We start from the raw sequence: 22,456 nt of genomic DNA, 5'->3' as shown, positions 1-22,456 counted from the left end.
CGTGCAACGACTTCCGGTGAGCGCGCCGCGCGATACCCCCGGCGAGAACGAGCGTTTTCTGCCATAGCAACTCTCCTGACTGGTATGTGACTGACCGGCCAGGCCCCTCGCGTCCTCCAGAATACTCCGCCCGTCCAGGCGCATCGGCAGGGTCGGACTGAGCGTCAACGCTATTGGGCGGCAATTGCAGTCGATGCTCCAATGCATCGGATGCTTGTCATCAATTCATGCATGTCTGCATGCTCAGTTCAAAGTTTCTGAGATGCGCCGGCCTCACGACCACTGAGTTCCCAGCTCTGAGCCCTGGGCTCGATGTCATCAGGTCACGTCGGGGGCAGTGAGACCGGCACCTGTCCAGAAACGAGACGCCACCACATTCACTGATCTGCCCACAGGTCGGTAGCCCGCAACTACGTCTCGCGTTGCAAGTAGCTCTACCGCACCAGTATTCGATCGGATTCCCCTTTGTCCGGCTCCCAGAAGGAGGTCCTTGTCGTGTTCACACCTGCCAGCCATTCCCCCGGCACCCATGACGATGACACGTGGGAAGAGTTTTCCCAGGCCCAGCGGCAACGGGGTGCGCCGATCGACGAGGCGTACGCCCGGGCGCAGAGCTACGCCTGGGGACGCCAGGACGAGGCCGGACCCGAGGCGGCCGACTCCGAGGCGGCGGAGCATTTCGCCGAAGCGTTCGCGATCCACTACGCCGGAGCCCTACCCCAGCGGCCGCGGTCGGTCCAGCCACTCGACCGCTGCTGGCACCACTGGATCACCTACGGCGTCGTCGACCTCACCCGCCTCCCGGTCCCGGAGCCCGCGACCGGGCTGCGCTCGATCGCGACCCGCGCGTGGCGAATCGCTCGACGCCTGTCCGGCTGGCCGTATAGGGCGATGCCGCCGTCTCGCTCCTGAGTAGCGCATCCGCGTGCCCCGATTCACCTGATGCCTTTCGGCGAGCCGAGGGAGGAACTGTGACTGCACCTGTGTTGAGTCTCGTGGCGGACTTCGATCGTGCTCGCGCCCGGATCATCGAGAAGTTGGGTGTCGATGAACTCGTGGCCCTGTTCGACCCGGCGGAGTTGGTGGCTTGGTCCGACGCGTGGCCGTTCGTGGTCGGCATCGCCGTGGAGACCGCGGACACCTACGAGCTGGTCACCCGCTCCGACACCGGCGCGGCCGTGAGCCTTCAGGTCCGGGACGACGCCGGTGGCGCGCGGGCGATCGAATTCCACGACGGTGACACCGGGATGTTCCTGGCCGTCGGTATCCATCTGCGGCCGATCGTCCCGCGTCCCGGGCGCGAGATCACTGCGGGCACGCTCGACGGCCTGGCAGCCGACGCCCTCTTCACGTTCCGCGCGATCCTCGCCGAGGCCAACGCCACCCTCACCGCCACGGCCTGACCGCCCGACGCGACAGCAGACCTGAACCCCCTGTCGCCCAGCGAAATAGCCGCATGCGAGGCCCGGCTTCCTCTCTCCGGAATCGGCTTTCCCGGCCGACGTCGACACCGTCCCCGGCCTTCCGGGACCACGTCGAGCGGTTGGAGCCGTGGCCTCACGCCCCCGTACCTCGTCGCCCCTGTTCGTGCAGGGGCGGCGGGGTGTCCCGTGTCTGAAAGGAGTTTTGCTGTGTCGCTTGCTACCTCGGTGCGTCATGCCGAACTGGGTGACCTGGTGGCGCTGCTGAATCGGCAGCAGGCCGCGAAGGTCGATGTCGTCGCTCCCGCGTCGGCGCTGCGGGCCCGCGACGGGTTCGTGGAGTTGGACGGTGTGGCGCCGGTGCTGGATGAGCGTGGCGTCACCTCCGTCGACGGGAGTTACCGGCCCACCGGGGCGGCCGATTCCCAGATCGGCAGCAAGTTGAAGATCCCGGTCGGCTACCTGAGGTGGCTGCGCGAGCAGGGTCGTGCCGATCTGTACGACGCCAACGTCAACGGCCTGCTGCACGGCACCCCCGGCCCCGATGGGTCGGCGGCGGGTGATGATCGGTCGTTTCTGTTGCGGCTGTTCGCTTCTGGGCGTGCGGGTGAGCCGGGGGTGTTGCGGGCGTTGTTGTCGGATCGGTACGGGATCATCGACAACCTCGATGTGCTGACCGCGGTGCTGGACGGGATCAAGCTCGCCGACGCCGACGTGCAGGTCCGCGCGTGTGATCTGAGCGAGTCCACGATGCGCTGCAAGGTGTACTCCCCGAGCGTGTCCGCGCTGGCGCCGCGGTTTCTGGAGAACTACCGCACGCCGTTCGCGAACCCGGACCTCGAGGCCGAGCGCCGCCGGGTCGCCGGTCAGCTGGAGCGGTGGCGGCCGGTCGCCGCGCGCGAGGGCCGCGGCTACACCCCGGGCAGCGAGCCGGTGGTGTTCGCCGGGTTCCGGTTCGCCAATTCCGAGATCGGCCATCACGCGGTCACGTTGAAGCCGGAGCTGATGGTGCAGATCTGCGGCAACGGGCTCACGCTGCCGCTGTTCGCCTACACCAAGCGGCATCTGGGCGACAAGCTCGATCTCGGTACCACCGGGGCCTGGTCGCAGGACACCTACCGCAAACGGCTGTCGGTGATCACCGCCGAGACCCGCGACAAGGTCACCGAATGGCTCTCGCCGGAATTCCTGACCGCGCGGGTCGGGGAGCTGGAACAGGCGGCGGCGACGCCGGTGACGCAGCCGGACAAGACGATCGAGGTCGTGTCCAAGCGGCTCGGTTTCAGCGAGGACGAACGCGCCGGGATCCTGTCGCACTTCATCGCCGGCGGCCAGCTCACCGCGGCCGGGATCGCCAACGCGGTCACCAGCTACAGCCAGACCATCCCCGACGCCGACCGCGCCGACGACCTCGACGACCTGGCCCTGCGCGCCATGACTCTCATCTGACTCCCGCTCGATACCGGACCGCACGCAGCCCCGCGTGCCCGTTGATTAGGAGGTTGTATCCCGATGGCCGACACCATCTCCCGTGACGACTATGTGCTCGGCGAGCATCTCGGCTCCGCCGGACCGGCCACCGCGCTGGGCGAGGCCACGATCGAACGCTGGCGCGCCGAGCACCCGGACTGGCAGGGCAAGCACTGGACCTACACCGACCCCGACAACCTCGGAGCCCGGTTCCTGACACCGATCAACATCACGCCCCGCCCGAAAAACAAGGACTGACCGGCGGGCCGCCCCGCGGCCCCGCAGCGCTTCCCTCATCCCCCGCCAGGCAGGCACCTCGCAGCATCAGGCTGCCGGGGTGCCTGCCTGTTTCATGACAGGAGCCCCCGATGTCCCTGCCCACCGAAACCACCCTCTCCGACGCCGAGGCCGTCGACGACACCGCCACGCAACCCTCGACCGCCGTCACTGCCGAACAGATGAGCACCGAGGCCGAGCAGCACGCTGGCGGCGCGGCCGATGAGTCGCTGCTGCCGAGGATCGAAGCCAAGCGCATGGATCCGGCGGAGCTGGAGATCGGTGAGAACGTGCGCAAGAATTTCCGGCTCGAGGACTACCCGGTCGACACCGAGTCCATCCGCGTGCACGGCGTGAAGGACCCGATCCTGGCGATCCGGATGCCCGATGGGCGGATCGTGGTGCGCGACGGGCAAGTTCGCACCTTGACCGCGCTGGCCTACGAGCAGCCCCGGGTGCCGGTGTGGATCGTCGACGCCGACACCTCGCTGGACGAGAAAGAGGCCGAGATCGAGCGGATCTTCGAGCAGATCACGCTCAACGATCGCCGCGTCCCGCTCACCGACGGCGACCGCGCCGGCGGGATCGCGCTCGCGCTGGAACTCGGGGCGTCGGTCACCCGGGTGAGCAAGGCGTTGCAGACCAAACGCGACCAGGTGAAGGTCGCCCGCAAGGTCGGCGGTTCCGAGACCGCCCGCACGCTGGTCGACGACGGGCAGTTCGATCTCGAACAGGCCGCGGTCATCGCCGACTACGAAGCCGTCGGCGACACCGCCGCCGTGTCCCGCCTGTCGAAAGTCGGCCGGACCGAATTCCCCTTCGAGGCGCGGCGGATCGCGAACCACCGCGCCGAAGGCCGCGAGTACTTCGCCGCCGCGCTGCCCTACGCCGAGGCCGGATTCGGGGTCCTCACCCTCTACCCCAACCTCCACGGACCTCTCGCGGAGGTGGTCCTCTCCAGCGAACTCGCCGACGCCGACGGCAACCCCGTGTCCGACACCCTCGTTCACACCGACCCGGGCCGCTGGCTGGTGCACATCGAACTCGACCACCGCCCGCTGTGCATCGACCGCGAGACCGGCGCGATCGTCGAGCACGGCTCAGTGGACTGGTCCACCGAACGCGATCCCGACCGCGAGCCTCGCGAGGGTATGCGGCACGTCCGCGACATCGAGAAGCGCGACCATTGGACCCCCGAATACTTCCTGCCGCTCGACCAGATCGAGAACGCCAGACTGCGTCACGCCTCCGACACCGACCCGGCGGCCGACACGGCCGGTCCCGCCGACGACACCCACGACGAGGACGAGGACGAACTCGCGGCGCGGCGCGCTGCCGCCCAGGCCGCCGTGGCGGAGGCGGCCGAGGCCAAGCGGCAGGCGGCGCGACGGGTGCGCGAACTCAACAAGCAGGGCGTGGCCGCGAAGGAGGTCCGCATGCAGTTCGAGCGGCAGCTGCTCGCGCGCAAGACCCTGCCGCAGGGCGCTGACAAGTTCATCGCCGAATCCTTGGCGGCCGATTCCGGAATGCTGGCCGAGTACAACGCCTTCAACACCACACTCGAGCTGCTCGGGGTCACCGGCTGGCGGCCCGCACTGCTCAGCGCGGTCGAGGCCGCGACCCCGGCCCGCTGCCGGGTGATCGTGCTCGCGCTGGTCATCGGCGCGTTGGAGAAGCGCGCGACCAAGGAGCATTGGCGCTACGCCGACGCCGGAGTGCGCCGGTTGCTGAACTTCCTGCGCGACGCCGGCTACCCGCTGGTGCCGGTCGATCTCGCCGCCGCCGGCGAACTCGAACCCGACACCATCGACATCGACACCCCCGTCACCGAGGACGACACCCCGCAGGCAGCCTGACCCGTTCCGAGCACATCGCCCGCCGTTCCTGTGGCGCCGTGGGCGATTCGCCATGCCTTGCAGCTGCGGGCCCCGCGTGCTGGTGGGGCCCGCACCTGCATTCTTCCTGCCCGTCGTGGGCGGACTCGTCCACGGCGTAGACGACACCGGAGGCTCCGATGACCGACCTTCTTCTGCGCGACGCGACGATCCAGCAGATCCAGCTCGAGCTGATCCGCCGGGCCAGCTTCAATTCCTTCGACGGCCCGCGGGTCGCGGACAGTCTTGCCGCCCACGCCGACCTGTGGCTCGCCGCCTGCATCGACCGTCCCGGCCTGCCCGGCGCTATCGATCAGCTGCCCGCCGGATCGCTGATCACACTCCGCGACCTCGGCGACAACCACTGGAACGCCGACACCCTGTTCCTGCTCACCGAAAACGATCATCAGGCGCAGGAACTGTTTCATATCGCCGGCGCTGAGAGCTGGGACGCCGACACGATCATCTTCCACGACCGCGAGGAAACCAACGCCGCGCTCGGCACAGGCGGCAGAGACTACGTCCTGCTCAGCCTCTGGTGGGACTGACCCGCGCCGAGGAGGTGATTGCCGTGACCGATCCCGACCTGCTGACAGCGGCGCTCGCTGCTGCCGGGCGCGGGTGGCCGGTGTTCCCGCTACGGGCCGGCGGCAAGCGGCCCGCGATCCGTGGCTGGCCGGACTACGCCAGCACCGATCCCGACCGTATCCGCCGCTGGTGGTCCTACAACCGCCGGTTCAACATCGCGATCGCGACCGGCCCGGCCCGGCTGCACGTGATCGACCTCGACGCCGCCCATCTCGTGTCCACCGCACCGGAATTCGACGACGCGCTCCACGAACTGACCGCCCGCCTGCACCGGCCCGCACCGCCCACGTTCACCGTCGCCACCCCCGGCGGCTGGCACCTGTACTACCGGGCCCCCGACCACCCACCGCTGCCGTGCACCGTCGCCCGGCTCGGCCCCGGGATCGACACCCGCGGCCACCGCGGATACGTCGTCGCCGCCGGATCCCACACCCCCGCAGGCGACTACCGCATCCTCGATCCCCGCCCGGTCGCCGACCTGCCGACCGACACCATCGCCCTGCTCACCCCACCCCCGCCGCCCGCGCGGCCCGTGGTCCCGGTGTCTGCCGGTCATCCGGACGCGTATCTGGCGGCGATCGTGCGCGGTGAGGCCGACCGGGTCGCGGACGCCCGGCCCGGTACTCGCAACCTCACCCTGTTCCGGGCCGCGCTGGTCCTCGGCCGCCTGGTCGCCGCGGACGAACTCGACGAACACCACGCCCGCGCCGTCCTCGCCGACGCCGCCCACCGGCATCTCGGTGTCGACGGATTCACCGCCACCGAACTCAACCGCACCGTCGGCAACGGATTGCGGTACGGCACACGGCGTCCCCGCCACCTCCACCCCACCGGCCGTACCTGAACGTCGCCGCATTCACACCGTGTGACAAACGCGTCCGCCGGCGGCTGCCGCCGTCGCGGTTCTCACTTTCCCCCGCACTGGCTCCCCCCGCACGAGAAACGGAGGTCATCGATGACGGGTTTCGTCGTCTCCGATATCAACGGGTTCGTCACCTACGAGGTCACCCTCACCCGCGACGAGGACGGGTACGGGTTCGTGATCGAGACCCGCGACCGCCGCGGGGTGTCGTACTCGCCGGTCGCGGCAGGTGGTTTCCCGACCCTCACGTTCGCGGCCGCGCAATCCAGGATGCGGCTGTCCAGTTCGGCAGCTCCCATCCTGCTGTGGCCCGAGCGCTACCCGCAGCGCCACACCCCACCACCCCGGGACCCCGCCACGCCCCGCTACGCGGTCACCCACACCGTCACCCAGATCGTCGACACCACCGACCCCGACCGGGCCGACGCACTCGCCCGCCAGGCGCTCGCCGACAGCCCGCCCCTGCGGTGGCCGATCGTGTCCGACACCGCCGACATCCACGAACTACCCGACCACTAGCGCACGCGGCACTCACCCGCGCCACCGCCAGATCGATTGCCGAGGAAGGACTTCCGATGCCCGAATCCGGACCGCTCATCACCGCCGCCGACATCACCGGCGGTATCGGCCAGGTCAACGAGGTGACCCTGCTCGACCAGCGGCACCAGGTGACGCTGCGCTACCACCTGCGCATCGACGACTACCTGTCGCAGTCCACCTACGTCGTCGAAGTGTTCTCCCCCGATCGCCTCGCCTGGCAGACGGTGTGGGCGATCGCCCCGGGCACCTACCGGTATGTCGAGGACGGGCCCGACGACCCGGTCCGGGTGGTCGACCCGCACTCGCCGTTCATCGCCAGCCCGTTCAATTCCAACCTCGAGATGAAACGCTCGAGCTGGCAGAAGATCATCGGGGCGCTCGCCGACCAGGCACACGCCATCCTGCCCGCCCTCCGCCACACCCTTCCCGCGCTCTGGCCCGCGGTGTCCGAAAGCACCGACTCCGACGGCACCGCGGTCATCGCGATCCACACCCAAGCCCTCGGCGCGGGTCGCCGGTGCCGCGTCTACGTCGACACCATGCCGGTCTTCGACGCCGTGCCCGAACGCGGCGACCACGACGTCGACCTGCTCGACGGCTACATCGACGACCTCCTGCGCCGCCGCGCCGACGACGCGGCCCTGTGACCGGTCTCCCAGCTCGCCCGCCCACACCGGCGGCGCGAACATCCGCGGCGACCAGCCCACAGCGACCGGCATCGGTGGTGTGCCGGTGTTGCCGGATCGCCACGACCGAACTCCGCCAGGATCGGCGGTGGTGTGCCCGCTGTGGGATCTGGCTGGTGCTCGACGAGCCGACCGGCCACTGGGTGTCCCACGCCGAGCGTCTCGCACGCGACACCGCGCGCCACGCCGCCGCCCAGTACGCCCGCGACCGCGCCGCCGTCGCCGCCGCCCTGCCGGTCCTGCGCCGGGTCGTCCCGCCCGGCTGGTCGGTGGACGTCGCCGACAACCCGGCCCCCGCGGTGCGGGTGCTGCCGGCCGGGCCGGTCGATGTCGCCGCGTATCTCTGCCCGCCGCGTCCGGGCACGCACGGGTGGCGGGTCTTCGTTCATGACCGCACCCGCGGAGCCGGGGCCGCCGTCTTCGCGGCCGACAGCGCGCACGCCGCCGCATTCCCAGATCCGCTCGCCGCCACCACCGCGGCGATCCGCCACCTGCGCTAGATCCCCCGCCCCGCACCAGTGCGGCTGTTCGCTTCCCCGATTCCGTTCGCCGCCCGCGCATGACGGGGCGTGCGGTCGCTCCCTGCCGAGAACAAGGAGGTCTTCCTGTGTCGTCGATCGATTTGTGGTTCCGCGCGTCCGAGGTGCTCGAGATCGCCGAGCACGCGATGGCCGCCACGAAGCACCGGCCCTCGCTGATCGCCGAACACGCGGACCGGCCGGCGCTGGTGTGGGTGAAGGACGACGGCACCTATCTCACCAGTAGCGGCCTGCCGCGCCAGCTCACCGAGCCGCCCAGCCCGGACGGGTGGGCGAAAGTCGCCTTCGCGGTCGGCTGGGGCCGCGGCACCGGCCCACGACTCGGGGATACGCCGGTCGGCGGCGACGACTTCGCCGAGCACTTGGTGCTGACCGAGCCGACGTTCGGCGACACCACGCTGATCGACGCAATCCGCGACAGCGCCGCCAGCGACGGGTGGCTCGTCATCACCGCCGAACCCGGCCAGTTCGGGATCAGCATCTACGCCACCGCACCGCCGACCATCGTCGCGGTCGACAGGTTCGGTGCCCTGATGAAACAGCCGCCGCGATGACCCCGCCGTAATCCCAGCGCAGGGCCGCTGGTCGCCGGTGACCGTTCCGCCTGCGGCGGAGAAGGCGACATCGACCCGGCCCGGGAGCGCGGCACCGTTATGCACAGGGGTCCACAGCCGGACGTGATCGAAGAATCCCACGGCGAGTACGGGTTCCCGTCGAACTTCAGCGCCCGCCCCTGATCGGTGGCCACACCCGCAACCGCTTCCACGGCGATCGCTTCCGGGTGATGCCAGCGCAATCGTCGCCGTGCGCGACACGCGTGTTACTCGCGGCAGCTCCGTCTCCGCGCGACGCCGCTCCCGCGCCGACCGGCCGCTCATCACCGTCGCCGGCAGGCGGCGAGTCACCGCAGTCGCGGTGGCCGACACCTCGATCCCACATCGAACCGCCGCAGCGCGCGCCGTCGCGCGATCAGCGGAATTCCGTTCCCCGAGAAAAGGAGTGCTCGCTCATGGCTGGAGACACAGTTCTGACCGTCATCGGCAATCTCACCGACGCGCCAGTGCTTCGGTATACGACTCAGGGTGTGCCGGTCGCGTCGTTCACCGTCGCCTCGACACCCCGCACGTTCGATCGCGGGACCGCGGAGTGGAAGGACGGGCAGGCGTTGTTCCTGCGCTGCAACCTGTGGCGCGACGCCGCGGAGAATCTGGCCCACAGCGATCTGCCCCGCGGCGCGCGGGTGATCGTGTCAGGCCGGTTGAAGCAGCGGACCTTCCAGACCCGCGAAGGCGAGAACCGCCACGTGGTCGAGCTGGAGGTCGATGAGATGGGCCCGTCGAATCGGTTCGCCACCACCAAGGTGACCCGCGTGCCCCGCAACGGCACCACCAGCACCCCGAACCGGGTTCCGGTCACCGACGACCCCTGGAAGGTCGATGCCACGCCCGAGCCCGCGCTCGCGGCCGCCGGGGCGGGGTCGGACGGGTTCGCCGACGAGCCGAACTTCTGACCTCAGCCGGTAACCGCGGTCGGTGCGGGGTGGATGCCCGTCCGGCCGGGCGACCAGCCCGACAAGGGCTACCAGGCCGTCGGCCGGTGCGGCAGGGCCCGCGCCCGGCACCACCGAATTTCGCTCCCGCGCCGTCCGGATGTGGCGGTGGGGTGCCGAAATTCGGTGGTGCACGCCCCGGCGCGTTCCCTGCCGCACCGTCCGCCGTCCCGGTCGAGACGCCCCCAGGCTGGCCGCCCGGCCGGCCGACCATCCCGTGCGGTGTGCAAGGTCCCACGCGGCGTTGGTCTGTCCGCTCGCTGTCACGAAGGGAATCACGATGACCTCCACCGAATTCCGGTCGCTGTCCGACGCCCTGCTCCAGGTCGACTACCTGCTCGGCGAGAACCGTCACGCCGAAGCCCGCGAGGTGTTCGAGCACGCCCTCACCACCCTGGCCACCAGTCTCGACATGCAGCGGCTGCTGCTGCTCGCCGACACCTTCCACCACGAGCCCTACCTCACCGCCCGCGCCCACCTGACGGCGTTGTGGCGGCGCTCGCCCGCCGAGCTGCGCGCGTGGCTCGACACCTTCGTCGCCCGCACCGACCCCGGCCTGCACCGCCCCACCGACCAGCGGCCGCGCCCGTTCAAGACCGTGCCGCTCACCGCGATCGGTTCCGCAGCACGCAGGTTGTCGGCGTCGGACTACACCCGCATCCGCCGCGAGGCCACCCCATCGACGGCGACCGAGATCCGCGCCAAGCGCGCCCGCAAACGTCCCGAGCACATCGCGGCGCTGCGGGCCAAGCGGCGACCGGTGCGCGAGCCGCGCGTGGTCACCGACTACATCCGCAGCCGGTTCCTCGTCGACGCCGACACCGCCTACCCGCCCACCGACTGGGACCGCACCTACGTGCGCCACGTCGCCGACCAAGTCCGTGCCGAGCGTGACCGGGCCGGAGCGCGGACCCCGGAGAACTTCGACACCTTCGGCGTCGCACGGACGCGGACCGGGCTCGCGGTCAGCGACGACGAGCGCCCGGCGTATCTGGCCAACGGCAACGGCCTCGACTACGACGACACCACGCTGCCGCCGGTGCAGGGCTGGGTGTGTGTCTACTGCTTCGCCGAACGCGCCTGCGCCGACCGGTTCGTCACCGGCCCCGACGGCCACCGCGTCAGCGACGACGGCCTGTGCCAGCCGTGCCGCGACCTCGACCGCCCCAGCATCGCCGCCTTACCCCGCGGCTTCACCCTCGCCGACGAAGTCGCCGCCTACTGCCGCCACCTCACCAGTCGGTACCCGGCGATCGCGCCCCGGCTGCTGCGCCAGCTGCAACGTCGTTCCGCGCCGCTGGTGCGCGGGTTGATCACCGCCTACCTCGACGCCCTCGACCAGGCCGGGCCGGAAGCGACGGTCACGCCGCTGCGGCCGGTGCGGTGGCGGCGCGGCCGCTGCTGCTCGTGCTTCACCGACCAGCTCATCGACCCCGAGGACCTCTGCGACGACTGCCGCCCCCTCTACGCAGCCGCCGCGTAACACCCGCTCCACCCGCTGGTCCCCGGTCCGCCGCGGTGCCCACTCCCGCGGCGGACCGGCCACCACCCCGCCCACAGCCACACATCACGCACCCCTCACTCCCCTCCACCACTCGCTCACCCTCCCACCGCACCACACGCACCCCACCCATCACTCGCACCACATCACCTCCACACCCTTCTCTCCCTCTTCTCTCCTCTACACACACCTCCTCTACCCCCTTTTCACCTATTCACCACAGGCAGACCTCTTGCATCCAGGATAACGATTCGGTAACGACCAGGGGGAATGGGAAATGTGTATTTTTTAGTAGCACATTTTCCCCTTCTTCCCGGGTTGATTCGGGGCGTTGTCTGAATATGTGACAGCGACGCTGCACAAAGTGTTCGCCGGAACCGGCTATCTGTATTACCTGCGGCAGGTCGCCGTGGGCGATTCCTCGGACCTGGGTGCCGATCCGCTGGCGGACTACTACTCCGCGCACGGGGAATCACCGGGCCGCTGGCACGGATCCGGGCTGGCGGCGCTGGGCATCGAGCCCGGTGAGGAGGTCACCGAGGCGCAGATGCGGGCCCTGTTCGGAGAGGGCCGGCACCCGAACGCCGACCACATCGAGGCCGCAGTGATCGATGCAGAGATCGCGGCGGGCGCCAAACGCAAAGACGCGCAGCGGGCAGCGGACAAAGCGACACGGCTGGGGAATCCGTACCGCGTCTATTCCGGTGAGAACGAATTCCGGAACCGGTGCGCCGACGCGTTCGCGCGGCACAATATCGCGCACGGATACGACAAGTCCGCCGCCATTTCCGACGACATTCGCGCGCGTATCCGCACCGATGTCGCGACCGGAATGTTCCGCGAACAGTACAAGCGGGCACCACTGGACACGCGGGAATTGTCCGGGTGGGTGGCCCGTATCTCACGGCCGCGATCGGCCGCGGTCGCCGGGATCGACATCACCTTCAGCCCCGTCAAGAGCGTGTCGGCGTTGTGGGCGATCGCGCCCAAGCACGTCGCCGACCGCATCGCCGCCGCCCACGACGCCGCCGTCGACGACGCGCTCGCCTGGCTGGAACGCCACGGCACCTACACCCGGCTGGGCCGCAACGGCGTGCGGCAAGTGGAGGTGGAGGGCGTCGTCGCGGCCCGGTTCACCCACCGTGAAAGTCGTTGCGGGGATCCGGATCTGCACACGCATGCGCTATTAGCCAATATTTGCCGGACGCTGGATGGCCGGTGGCGGACCCTGGACGCGTCGATGATCTACCGGCTGCTGGTCACCGTCAGCGAGATCTACAACACCCGCCTGGAGCAGCACCTCGAAGCCGACGTCGGCCTCGAGTTCGCCGAACGGCCCGGCACCGACCCGGCGAAACGCCCGATCCGCGAGATCGTCGGGGTGCCGGTGGCGTTGATCGAGTTCTGGTCGCGCCGCGACGCCGCGATCCGCGCCCGCCTCACCGACCTCGCCGCCGCATTCCAGAAACGGATCGGGCGCGAGCCGACACCGAAGGAAATGTTCGGCCTCGCCGACCACGCCACCCTGGCAACCCGGCCCGCCAAACACTCGTCGCGGTCGTGGGCCCAGCAGCGCAGCGAATGGCGCGCCCAAGCCACCGCCGTGCTCGGGGGCCGGAAAGCTCTCGCCGACGCCGTGGCTCGCGCACTGCGGCCACCACCGCGGGCGCGGCCGGTGATCGATGCGGCATGGATCGCGCGCACCGCGCGGGCGGTGCTGGCCACGGTGTCCGCGCAGCGGGCGACCTGGCAGCGCCACCACATCCGGTCGGAAACCGAACGCCACCTGCGCGGCGCGGTGCCCCGTGACCGGTGGGAGCAGGTCGCCGACGCCGTTGTCACCGAAGCCCTCGCCCCCGCCCAATCGATCGCTCGCGGGGATCCCGATATCGCGGCCGAGCCGGTTCTGCGGGAGGTGCCGCCGGTGTTCCGGCGCACGTCGGGCACGAGCGTGCACACGGTCGCGGGCGCACAGACCTACACCTCCCCGCACCGGTTACAGGTCGCGACCCGGCTGATCGACCTGTCGCTGCAGCAGGGCGCGCGCACGATCCCGGACCGGTATGTGGCCGAGGCGATTCGCGCCTACAACGCCGATCCCGCGAACGCCGACCGGCAGTTGAACGCCGGACAGGCCGCGGTGGTGACGAGTTTCGCGTCCTCACCGTGGCGGATCGAGACCGCCAACGCCCCGGCCGGGTCGGGCAAGACCACCGCGATGCGGGTGCTCGTCGACGCCTGGCACGCCTCCGGCGGCACCGTCGTCGGGTTCACCCCGACCGCCGCGGCCGCGAAAGTCCTGCACGACGCCACCGGCGCCCGCGTCGAAACCGTCGACAAACTCCTGTCCGTCCTCGACGCCCACACCCCCGGCACCGCACGTCACTCCCACGATCCCGGCACCGGAGCAGGACCGTCACTGCCGCAGTGGATGCTGCAACTCGACGCCGACACCCTCGCCATTGTCGACGAGCATGTACAGCTCGGCGACGACAAACGGCTGCGGCTGTTCGACTTCCTCGCCGGCCGCGATGCCACGATCCGGTGCGTCGGCGACACCCAGCAGCTGTCCTCGATCGAAGCCGGCGGCACGGCCGCCGAGACCGCCGACGCGCAGCGGGCGTCCACGCTGACGCAGGTGGTGCGGTTCACCGACCGCGCCGAGGCCGCCGCGTCGCTGCTCATCCGCGACGGAGATCCGGCCGGGCTCGGCTACTACCTCGACCACCAGCGCATCCGCGCCGGCGCGCACGGCGCGGTCCACGACGACGCCTACACCGCCTGGATCGCCGACTACACCGACGGCCGCGACGCGATCATGCTCGCCGCCACCCACGATCTGGTGCGGGAACTGAACGACCGTGCCCGGCTCGACCGGCTGTCGCGAACCGCCTCCGACCACGATCCCGGGCCGCAGACACCGCTCGCGGACGGGTTGGAGGCGTCACCGGGCGATATCGTCACCACCCGCCACAACGACCCGAAACTGCGCCTGGGCGACGACGATTGGGTGCGCAACGGGTACCGGTGGATCGTCGAGGCCGTCCACCCCGACGGCAGCCTCACCGCCACCCACCTCCGACCCGGACGCCGGCTCGGCCGCACGACCCGCCTGCCCGCCGCCTACGTGGGCGCGCATGTGCGGCTCGGCTACGCCGCGACCATCAACTCCGCGCAAGGCGTCACCGCCGACACCTGCCACATCGTGCTCACCGGCCACGAGTCCCGCAACCAGCTCTACGTCGCCCTCACCCGCGGCGCCGACGCCAACCACCTGTATCTGCCGACCGCGCTCGACGGCAGCGAAGCCTCCTACTGGACCGAACCCGCCGTCCTGCCCAAGACCGCCGTCGAAGTCCTGCACCACATCCTCGCGCGCGACGCCGCCCAGATCTCCGCGCACACCGAGCTACGCGACGCCCTCGACCCGCACCGCCGCCTCGGCCGCGCCCTCGACATCTACCTCGACGCCACCGGCCTCGCCACCGAACACACCCTCGGTACCGATGCGCTCGCGTCCCTCGACGACGCCGCCGAACAACTGCGACCCGGCCTCACCGACGCCCCCGCCTACCCAGTACTGCGGCAGCACCTCGCCACCCTCGCCCTCACCGGCCACGACCCGATCACCCGCCTGCGGACCGCGGCCACCGCGCGCGAACTCGACACCGCCGACGACCCCGCCGCCGTCCTCGACTGGCGCCTGGACCCCTCCGGCGCCCACTCCACCAGCACCGGGCCCCTGCCGTGGATCCCGGGACTGCCGCGCCAGCTGCCCGACGATCCGGTCACCGAACATCTGCGGGCCCGCGCCCGCCTCGTCGCGGACCTGGCCGCGAAGATCGCCACCGACACCGGCACCTGGACCATGTCGTCCGCGCCGGTGTGGGCGCGCCCGCTGCTCGGCGCCCCACACCTGGTCGCCGATCTCGCGGTGTGGCGGGCCGCCCACCACGTCCCCGACACCGACACCCGGCCCACCGGGCCCGCCCGCTACCCCGTCCGCGACCGCGAGCACCAGCAGCTACTCGACGCCCGCGTCACCGACACCGTCGGCGACCTCCACACCGCCGTGCACACCTGGTCCCCACTCGCCAAACGCGTCGAGGCCCGTCTGCTCACCGACCCGTGGTGGCCGGTCCTCGCCGACCGGCTCGACACCGCCGCGACCGCCGGCCTCGACATCGACACCCTGCTCACCCGCGCTGCCGCGCTCCGACCGTTGCCCGACGACATGCCCGCCGCAGCCCTGTGGTTCCGGCTCGGCCTCGACCCCTCCGCCCTCGCCACCGACGCCCGCACCCTCCAGCCGGACTGGAGCACCCACCTCCGCCAGCTGCTCGGCGACGACATCACCGACCACGTGACGGCCAGCCCCGCGTGGCCGCGGCTGGTCGCCGCCGTCGACCACGCCACACGCAGCGGCTGGACCACCGACGACGCGATCTCCACCGCCCACGAACTACTCACCGCCGCACACCCCGACCCCACCACCCCGCCCCGACCGGACCAATACGCCACCGCACTCGCCTGGCGCATCGAAGCACTCCTGCACCCCACCACCGACAGCGAAACCCCAACCCCCACAACAACCATGGACACCACAGAACCCACAACGCACCACACCGAATTCCCCGACGAGGCCGACCGCGATATCGAACCGGCTGTACCGGAACGGTTCCGCGCGATCGGTGATCTGCTGCAACACGGCCGTCTGCGCGACGCGGCCGCCGCACTGCGGCGCCTCGACCGAGAACTCGACGCCGACGAACGCGACATCCTCGAACGCGTCGCCGCCACCCTCTACCACCACGCCTGGCCCGTCGCGAAAGCCCGACTCCAGTGGGCCGCACACCGATACCCGCACCACCGGGCGCTCATTGACGCCTGCACCCCCACCGAGGATCCGGGCGTGTACCAGCCCGACTTCGTCGGCGCGCGGGTGCCTGCCGACCGGCGCGACCGCCGCCGCCAAGCCGCGCGAGACCACGAAATACGCATCGACCCCGCTCTGCGCGGCACCCGCCACACCCCCGACGTCGGCGGCGATTTCGCCGACACCTACCTCACCGACCGCGCCGGCATCGACGCCGACCCACACCACCTACCCATCCCCGACGGCGTCGACCACCACTACCACACCGCCAGCCCCGCCGGCACCAGCGACGGATACGCGACCGACTACGACCGCGCCGCCGTCCCGAACCACCACGGATTCGCGTGCACCCACTGCGGAATCGAACGCGCCACCCTCGACACCCAGCCACGCCCCGGCCACCGCAGCGACGACGGCCTCTGCGGAGACTGCCGCGACGACGGCCAGCCCGCCATCCCCGACCACGACCCCGCCGACCACATCACCGCCCGCGCCACCCACATCACCACCACCTACCCACCCGACCAGGCCCGCGCAAAACTACGCCGCGACTGGCGCGACGCACCCACCCGCCGCGCACGCCACACCCTCACCGACTGGGTCCGCACCCACCCCTTCCCCCACACCGACACCGACACCAGTGCAGCCACTTTCGACCCCCGCGACCCGATACAAGCCCTCACCGACCACCAACTCGCCCAATACATCGACGACACCCACCGGCGAATCGCCCTGCACGCCAACGAAGACACCCTGTTCGGGCCCGCACCCACACCCGCCCGCACCGACGACGAGCCCCAGCCCACGGCCCACCGCGGCTGGCTGCGCAACGAACTCGCCGACCTGCACGCCGAACACGACCGCCGCACCCGCCTCACCCCCGACCAAGCACACACCGAACACACCCTCCGCGCCCGCCACCACCACGACACCGACACCCCCGCCGACCGCGCACCCGAAAACACGCCGCGCAACGACCCCGGTCCCGAGTTGTGAACTGCGCCGGAACCATCACGCGCACATCGAACTCGTCATACGCACTGGTTCCCTGGCATCCGGGGCGGACGGCGGCGGCGTCAGCCCACAACGGGAGCCCGGCACCCGCAACCACGGTCCGGCAGTGCCGCCGGCACCGCCGCCAGGGCGCGGCCCTGCACCACCGATAGCGGTGGTCGTGGGCGACCCCGGAGAATAGGAGGCGACGAAGGGAGACGACGTTGCCCGGACCGGCTCGCCCCGCCGACATCCCCGATTTCGACGCGCAGCTCACCGCGCTCAACCACCGGATGCTCGCCGACGTCGCCCAGCGGCGGATCGCGCGGCTGCTCGCCGGGCAACTACCCGACGCCACCGTCTGGAACACCCTGTGCGTCATCGCCGGTATCCCCGGCTACAGCCACTACTTCTTCTCCTCCGTGATCGGGTCCCGCACCTACCTCAGCACCGCCACGGCCCGCGCCGGCACCGTCGCGGTGATCCGTGCCGTCACCCAACAACTCGGCATCGAGCCCGAATACATCTCCCCCTACACCACCGTCCTCGGCAAACCGACCCTCATCACCTGGAGCATCCCCGCCCTCACCCACCGCGCCCTCACCCTCAGCCACGCCCCCGACCCCGACATCCACGATCCCGAGCTACGCGCCGACGTCGAACGCCACCGTGCCGAAAACCTCGCCGATCCGACCGTCTACACCGTCGAACTCGCGATCACCCGCGGCACCGACACCAGCTTCTTCTACCGCACCCGCGGCCACATCTCCACCGCACACCGCACCACCGACCCCGACTACGAACCCAGCCACCACAGCAACTGAACCCACCACCGCCACCACCCCGTCACCAGGACGGGCGGTAGGTGAGACCCGACCGCGCCACGACGCGCTCGCTGATCACAGCCGGGTCCACAACACGCAGCCAGTACCGTCCGCGCCCGGCACGTCGTTGCCGCACCTTTGCCGGTCATCGGGTCGGGACAGCCCGATTGAGTGCGAGGAACTCGGTGTCGGGCAGCGGGCAAGGTAGTCCCGCCCTCCGCGAGGGAACATCCAGTTGAACGTGGCGCCACATCGGGGTCGTAATTGAACCGGACGACTGATCGCTTGGCCTTGCTCGACGTGCGCTCAGCGCGCTCCGCGGCACCGCCACATCGATGTTGCGGGCGGCACCGGGCATCGGCTCCGGGCCCATCGATCCCATCCCCGCCGCGCCGATGCCCGGTGCCGGGTAGCTGGGACTGCGCGTTGAATGGAGCCGCGCTGGTACGCGGTGGACCGACTCCCGGGGGAAGATGTGCTGGCAGGCGGATTCTCCGGGTACTCGTGAGCCGAAACCGGTGGTCATGCAGTAGGACTCGACGCTTGTGGCGTTTCGTTGAACCGTTGTCCGCCCCTCGGGGCCGAGGCCGATCAGATGGGTCTGCGCAGCTCGCCAGCCGCATTGCCATTACATCGCGATGGCGCGTACATCGCGATGGCGCGACGACCAAAGCTGTCCCTAGCGCCTCCGCTGGAGGACGGTGCGGTGGGGGCTTCGTCGGACCAGGCTCGCAGCAGCCAGGCGGGTGGCGGGGGCGGGTATTTGACTATCGCGAGCCGTTGCAATATGTGGATGAGTGGGAGATACAGGTCTGCGGCCAGGTCGTGCATCAGGTCGAGCATGGTGGCGCTGTCGTGGTCGTGGGCGATGAGGATTTCGTCGAGGACCATGCCGCTGAAGACCTGTTTGCGGGTCAGTGTCAGTTCCGGCAGCCAGCTCAGAAGCCACCGCTCCCCGTCGATTCCGCCACTGATCCTGGCCGCGAAGGTGTGCGTGTTACGGCTGGTGATCCGCAACGGTGACACGGTGAGCGCATCGAGGTAGGCGGCGGCGGGTCCGCGGTGCGCATCGATCCATTCCCGGGCCTCGTCGGCGTAGGGTCGGGGCGCGCTCGCCGGGACGGGCGCAGGCCTGCCGCTGTCGTGTGCGGCGCCGTTCGGCGTGCCCGGCGAGGATGCGGCGATCGTGTGTTTCAGCTGCGCCAATCCCTCGTCCCGGTCGTAGCGGAACTCCGCGACCCGCTCGTGCAGGTAGTAGTCCAGTTCGGCGAACACCGTCCCGATCCCGATCGGGGTGCGGTAGGGGCCGTCATCGTGGGTGGAGGCGGTCATGCCCACAACTCACCTCCCCCGACGAAACCGGCGACGTCGTAGTCGATGTCGTAGTCGAAGCGGTGGCGGCTGGTGCGCACCATGGTGTCGATCTTCTTCCGCGCCCTGCTCTTGTGGGAGCGGACCGTGCCCACCGTCTTGTTCATGATCTCCGCGATCTCCGTATCCGGCAGGCCGAGAAGCCATGCCATCAAAACGATTTGGTACTCGGTATCCGACAACGACATCACCAGCACGTACAGGAAGTTCTTCAACTCCTGATCACCCAGCAGCCGCGTCAGCGGATCGCCGGTCTCCGTGCCGCCGCCGAACAGGGGCACATCGCTGTCGATATACCGCGACACCGGCACCGGATCCCGAGACAGGCCCCGCCACACATCGATCACCCGCCGCGCAGCGATGGTCTGGATCAGCCGGCGCGCGACAGCGCTACTCGCGCGGGCGAAATCAGCGTCGAACTGGTTCCACACCGCCAGAAACACCTGCTGCACGACATCTTTCGCCAGGTGCTCGTCTCGCAGGGCCTTGAACGCGTACCGATACACCGGGCCCGCATGCATTTTGAACAGATTGTCGAAGCCCGTATGCGGACCCATACCGATCCCCCCGCTCCCCGTACCGTCAGCCATGCCGCGCGTTGCCCCCGGACACCATCGGCCCGCACGGCACCGCGCGCTCGGTCACCCGCTCGCCGATCTCGACAACGCAACCCGACAGCACATCGCCCCGGCGCGCCGATACCCGCAAGACTCGGCTGCCCGGCGGAGCCACCGCCAGAATCATGCGAGTCGTCTTGTGCCACTGCCATTCCCGCACCGATACCAGGCACGAATACAGCACCGTCGCCACGACCGGCACGAGGACCGGATACCACGCGCTCCGGACAACATCCCGCACACAGCTATCGATGATCCACCACATCGTCATGCCAAGTAATCGCTCACCCCGCCCGACACATTGAGCCCGACCGGCGCGTCACCCACGACACGCCCCGAGCTTTAGGTCGATCTACCGATTGGCGAAGCCGAAGAACAGTGTCAGCTCCGGCCCAACGGTGGATCTGCCCCGAGTTTCGTGATTCGGCAATCAGTTGCTCAGTCCCTCAGCAGTATTCGCTTGCGAAGAAGGCCCGATCGGCCCCTGCCGAACCGGGAATCCTTCTCCGGCTCTGACCTCGGGGACACCAGGCCGTGCGCGGCGAATACGCCATCGTGGCCACACACGCCGCGCGGAGCCGGGGCGGGGTGGTGGATGGTGGTCACCCAGCGCTGAGGTCACCGGGTCTCGGCCAGCCACCGCAGTACCGTGCCGAATTTGCCGACCGCCACGGACTCCTCGCGGTGGCCGTCGGCGGAGATCCGGACAGCCTTGGTGACGGTGCCACGCACCGTCGAGTACCGCAGTTCGATCACCACACCCTGCCGTTCCAGGACCAGCTGGGGGCCTTCGCCATCACGGGCGCGCCACCTGAGGTACTGCGCTTGGGCGCGTTCCCTATTGAATCGGCATGTTGATACCGGTCGATGAGCGGGGAACGAGTGGGAAGTTGGCGTGTGTTCTGGGTCGTGCAGAGCCCGGTGTCAGGTCGGCGGATGGCGGAACTGGTTGGGGGGTGGTCTGATTGGTCGGCGCCGCGGGTCGATGTCGGGGTCAGGGCTGGTGACCCGATCTTCCTTTCACCGGAGTACCGGGTCGATCCGGTGTTGAGCCTGTTTGGGCAGTCCGGGAGGTTTCGGAGGTACACCGCGGAGACGCGGCGGAACTACGCGACGGACATCTGTCTGATGCTGACTTTTCTGTCGGGCAGAAGGAGGTCGTGGACGGATGCCACGGCCAGGGACTTGGAGGATTACGAGCATTGGCGGCGGTTCGCTGCGGAGAACCCGGCCCGGATCGGCGGCACGAAGTGGAATCGCGAACTGGCCGCGTTCGCCAGCTTGTACGGGTGGGCGGTGCGGGAGGGGCATGTGGAGCGAAATCCGCTGGCGCTCAGGCAGGTTGTCGGCCGTGACGGTGGTGCGTGCGTGATTCCGGTGGCGCGGGCGAAGGACGCGCGTCGCAGTAACGTGCATTGGCTGACTCCGCGGACGTGGCGGCGGTGGATCGATGTCGGGCTGCGCGGTCACACCCGTGCCGGTGTTCCCGAGGCGGGCTGGGTGGGCCGGTTGGAGGACCGGAACGTGGCGTTCGTGCGGTTGCTGACCTCGTCGGGTTTGCGCCGGGCGGAGGGCGGTTCGCTGCTGACCTTCGAAGTGCCGATGCGGCGGCTGGACGGCGGGCGGTACTACCGCGGCATCATCGCGGCGGGCGTCACCCGGTCGAAGAGGACCCGCACCTTCTACGTGGGCGCCGAAGCGGTCGGTGAGATCGAGGCCTACCTGCATTCCTCGCGGGCGTGGGCCGTGCGCCGGGCGCAGGGCAAGGAGGTATACGAGCGGCTACGGCAGGTTCGGATCGTGGTGGAGGTGACGCGTGGGGTGCGTCCTGTGGTTCGCTGGCGTGATCGTGAGGGCGTGGTCGGTGCGCGGGCGTTGGCCGATCTGACGGTGGACGAGCGGATGCTGTTGTTCACCGAGGGTCCGGGTGGGCTGGAGCCGTTGTGGTTGTGGCTCAACGAGAGGGGGCTGCCCTTGCGGCCGCATTCGTGGGAAGGGGTGTTCGCTGCGGCGAATGCACGTTGTGCGCGGGTGCTGACGCCGCCGGATCGGGTGGGGTTGGATCCGTATCGGGTGTTCGCGCCGTACGCGACGCCGCATTCGGCGCGTAACAGTTTCGCGCTCTACATGCTGGTGGTGCTCGATACGTTGATGGATCGGCGGTTCGGGTTGACGTGCGAGGAGCGGCGGGATTTCCGGCAGCTCTACGGTGATCCGTGGTTCATGGTGCAGAACCTGCTGGGGCACGCGTCTCGGGAGACGACCGTCGACCGGTATCTCGCGCCGGTGGCCGATCTGCAGTTGCGGGCGATGCTGGCCGGTGCCGCCGAGCCGGTGACCGCGCCGATGCCGGAACTGGATTCGGTGTTCGCACGGATCGCACGGGAATCGGTCGGCATCCAGGACCTCGACGCCCGGATGCATCCGGAAACCGGTGGTGCTTGGTGAGCCCGCGTGGCCGCCGTGCGG

General features: G+C 69.8%; 20 protein-coding genes. 16 read left to right on the top strand and 4 right to left on the bottom strand.

Features of this window, described 5'->3' with window-relative positions:
- Positions 1 to 495: 495 nt before the first annotated feature.
- From ON41_RS37260 to ON41_RS37190, 15 genes are all read left to right on the top strand, one after another.
- Entirely contained in the window at positions 496 to 912 is a 417-nt protein-coding gene (locus ON41_RS37260; protein WP_157185784.1) for a hypothetical protein, read from the top strand.
- A 59-nt stretch (positions 913 to 971) separates the two neighbouring features.
- Positions 972 to 1,403 (top strand): hypothetical protein, encoded by a 432-nt coding sequence (locus ON41_RS37255; protein WP_157185783.1) that lies wholly within the window; start codon positions 972 to 974, stop codon positions 1,401 to 1,403.
- A gap of 228 nt (positions 1,404 to 1,631) precedes the next feature.
- Positions 1,632 to 2,870, top strand: coding sequence for a hypothetical protein (locus tag ON41_RS37250; RefSeq protein ID WP_040754076.1), 1,239 nt, complete (start codon positions 1,632 to 1,634; stop codon positions 2,868 to 2,870).
- A 63-nt stretch (positions 2,871 to 2,933) separates the two neighbouring features.
- Entirely contained in the window at positions 2,934 to 3,149 is a 216-nt protein-coding gene (locus tag ON41_RS37245) for a hypothetical protein (RefSeq protein ID WP_040754071.1), read from the top strand.
- Between the two features lie 110 nt (positions 3,150 to 3,259).
- Positions 3,260 to 5,023, top strand: coding sequence for a ParB/RepB/Spo0J family partition protein (locus ON41_RS37240; protein WP_051163403.1), 1,764 nt, complete (start codon positions 3,260 to 3,262; stop codon positions 5,021 to 5,023).
- A gap of 158 nt (positions 5,024 to 5,181) precedes the next feature.
- Positions 5,182 to 5,589 (top strand): hypothetical protein, encoded by a 408-nt coding sequence (locus ON41_RS37235; protein WP_040754065.1) that lies wholly within the window; start codon positions 5,182 to 5,184, stop codon positions 5,587 to 5,589.
- A gap of 23 nt (positions 5,590 to 5,612) precedes the next feature.
- Entirely contained in the window at positions 5,613 to 6,473 is an 861-nt protein-coding gene (locus ON41_RS37230) for a bifunctional DNA primase/polymerase (RefSeq protein WP_083905939.1), read from the top strand.
- A 111-nt stretch (positions 6,474 to 6,584) separates the two neighbouring features.
- Positions 6,585 to 7,010: a hypothetical protein gene (locus tag ON41_RS37225; RefSeq protein WP_040754061.1), complete on the top strand. Its 426-nt coding sequence runs from the start codon at positions 6,585 to 6,587 to the stop codon at positions 7,008 to 7,010.
- Positions 7,011 to 7,066: 56 nt separating this feature from the next.
- Positions 7,067 to 7,678 carry a hypothetical protein gene (locus ON41_RS37220; protein WP_040754056.1) on the top strand — a complete coding sequence of 204 codons (612 nt, stop codon included), beginning with the start codon at positions 7,067 to 7,069 and terminating at the stop codon, positions 7,676 to 7,678.
- Positions 7,679 to 7,833: 155 nt separating this feature from the next.
- On the top strand, positions 7,834 to 8,217 hold the full coding sequence (locus tag ON41_RS37215; RefSeq protein WP_040754051.1) for a hypothetical protein: 384 nt from the start codon (positions 7,834 to 7,836) through the stop codon (positions 8,215 to 8,217).
- A 107-nt stretch (positions 8,218 to 8,324) separates the two neighbouring features.
- Positions 8,325 to 8,810 carry a hypothetical protein gene (locus ON41_RS37210; RefSeq protein ID WP_051163400.1) on the top strand — a complete coding sequence of 162 codons (486 nt, stop codon included), beginning with the start codon at positions 8,325 to 8,327 and terminating at the stop codon, positions 8,808 to 8,810.
- A 455-nt stretch (positions 8,811 to 9,265) separates the two neighbouring features.
- A complete protein-coding gene (locus tag ON41_RS37205; RefSeq protein ID WP_040754048.1) occupies positions 9,266 to 9,766 on the top strand; it encodes a single-stranded DNA-binding protein in 501 nt (166 codons plus the stop codon).
- A 319-nt stretch (positions 9,767 to 10,085) separates the two neighbouring features.
- Positions 10,086 to 11,288 carry a hypothetical protein gene (locus tag ON41_RS37200; RefSeq protein ID WP_040754044.1) on the top strand — a complete coding sequence of 401 codons (1,203 nt, stop codon included), beginning with the start codon at positions 10,086 to 10,088 and terminating at the stop codon, positions 11,286 to 11,288.
- A 361-nt stretch (positions 11,289 to 11,649) separates the two neighbouring features.
- Positions 11,650 to 17,178 (top strand): MobF family relaxase, encoded by a 5,529-nt coding sequence (gene mobF, locus ON41_RS37195; protein WP_051163398.1) that lies wholly within the window; start codon positions 11,650 to 11,652, stop codon positions 17,176 to 17,178.
- A 221-nt stretch (positions 17,179 to 17,399) separates the two neighbouring features.
- Positions 17,400 to 17,999: a hypothetical protein gene (locus tag ON41_RS37190; protein WP_040754039.1), complete on the top strand. Its 600-nt coding sequence runs from the start codon at positions 17,400 to 17,402 to the stop codon at positions 17,997 to 17,999.
- A gap of 591 nt (positions 18,000 to 18,590) precedes the next feature.
- On the opposite strand, the gene ON41_RS37185 is transcribed toward ON41_RS37190, so the two are convergent.
- The 4 genes from ON41_RS37185 to ON41_RS42115 form a co-directional block, all read right to left on the bottom strand.
- Positions 18,591 to 19,331 carry a hypothetical protein gene (locus tag ON41_RS37185; RefSeq protein ID WP_157185782.1) on the bottom strand — a complete coding sequence of 247 codons (741 nt, stop codon included), beginning with the start codon at positions 19,329 to 19,331 and terminating at the stop codon, positions 18,591 to 18,593.
- A complete protein-coding gene (locus ON41_RS37180) occupies positions 19,328 to 19,927 on the bottom strand; it encodes an RNA polymerase sigma factor (protein ID WP_040754034.1) in 600 nt (199 codons plus the stop codon). Before ON41_RS37180 ends, ON41_RS37185 begins: the two co-directional genes overlap by 4 nt.
- Before the next feature lie 25 nt (positions 19,928 to 19,952).
- Positions 19,953 to 20,228: a hypothetical protein gene (locus ON41_RS37175; protein ID WP_157185781.1), complete on the bottom strand. Its 276-nt coding sequence runs from the start codon at positions 20,226 to 20,228 to the stop codon at positions 19,953 to 19,955.
- Between the two features lie 377 nt (positions 20,229 to 20,605).
- The gene (locus ON41_RS42115; protein WP_218003613.1) at positions 20,606 to 20,743 is read right to left on the bottom strand and encodes a hypothetical protein; all 138 of its coding nucleotides are present in this window, start codon (positions 20,741 to 20,743) and stop codon (positions 20,606 to 20,608) included.
- Positions 20,744 to 20,854: 111 nt separating this feature from the next.
- On the opposite strand from ON41_RS42115, the gene ON41_RS37170 reads away from it, so the two are divergent.
- The gene (locus ON41_RS37170; RefSeq protein WP_306307802.1) at positions 20,855 to 22,435 is read left to right on the top strand and encodes a site-specific integrase; all 1,581 of its coding nucleotides are present in this window, start codon (positions 20,855 to 20,857) and stop codon (positions 22,433 to 22,435) included.
- Positions 22,436 to 22,456: the final 21 nt, after the last annotated feature.

The organism is Nocardia transvalensis NBRC 15921 (assembly GCF_000308875.1).
In the GTDB taxonomy this organism is placed as follows: domain Bacteria; phylum Actinomycetota; class Actinomycetes; order Mycobacteriales; family Mycobacteriaceae; genus Nocardia; species Nocardia transvalensis.
This window is presented reverse-complemented; position numbering and strand designations above follow the sequence as displayed.

Coding starts and splice junctions, on each gene's coding strand:
- ON41_RS37245 (WP_040754071.1), top strand. CDS start 2,934: ATGGCCGACACCATCTCCCGTGACGACTATGTGCTCGGCGAGCATCTC.
- ON41_RS37240 (WP_051163403.1), top strand. CDS start 3,260: ATGTCCCTGCCCACCGAAACCACCCTCTCCGACGCCGAGGCCGTCGAC.
- ON41_RS37235 (WP_040754065.1), top strand. CDS start 5,182: ATGACCGACCTTCTTCTGCGCGACGCGACGATCCAGCAGATCCAGCTC.
- ON41_RS37225 (WP_040754061.1), top strand. CDS start 6,585: ATGACGGGTTTCGTCGTCTCCGATATCAACGGGTTCGTCACCTACGAG.
- ON41_RS37220 (WP_040754056.1), top strand. CDS start 7,067: ATGCCCGAATCCGGACCGCTCATCACCGCCGCCGACATCACCGGCGGT.
- ON41_RS37205 (WP_040754048.1), top strand. CDS start 9,266: ATGGCTGGAGACACAGTTCTGACCGTCATCGGCAATCTCACCGACGCG.
- ON41_RS37200 (WP_040754044.1), top strand. CDS start 10,086: ATGACCTCCACCGAATTCCGGTCGCTGTCCGACGCCCTGCTCCAGGTC.
- ON41_RS37185 (WP_157185782.1), bottom strand. CDS start 19,331: ATGACCGCCTCCACCCACGATGACGGCCCCTACCGCACCCCGATCGGG.
- ON41_RS37180 (WP_040754034.1), bottom strand. CDS start 19,927: ATGGGTCCGCATACGGGCTTCGACAATCTGTTCAAAATGCATGCGGGC.
- ON41_RS37170 (WP_306307802.1), top strand. CDS start 20,855: ATGAGCGGGGAACGAGTGGGAAGTTGGCGTGTGTTCTGGGTCGTGCAG.